Source organism: Methyloparacoccus murrellii (assembly GCF_054657115.1).
On the sequence record NZ_BAAHXD010000138.1, the window covers coordinates 1 to 314 of the forward strand.

The 314-nt window shown below is 66.9% G+C and carries 1 pseudogene; it reads left to right on the forward strand.

The window, feature by feature from the left end:
• Nucleotides 1-314, forward strand: a pseudogene (locus tag ACYQ1H_RS15630) (IS5/IS1182 family transposase); the annotation flags it as partial.

The following is a 314-nucleotide window of genomic DNA, read 5'->3' on the forward strand; positions in this document are numbered from 1 at the left end:
GCAGGACGCAGGCCTCGAGCTCAAGCAGACCTTTGCCAAGGAAGGTCGGCAGTTGCGCTTCAAGGCGGGGCGGTATGCCCATGCCAAACCATTCAAGCGGCTGTGCCGGGTGATCAAGCGCCAGAGCACCGTGGTGGGACGTCTGGCGCGCGCGATCAAGCGCAAGGCATTTGCCGCTGAGGGTGCCATGGGCCTGGCGCTCGATGGCGCACTGGGCAAGGCCGAGCCGGCGCTCAGCCGCAAGAACACCCGCGGAGCGCCCAAGCGCTACGCCTGGCATGCCCCAGAGGTCGAATGCATGGCCAAGGGCACGA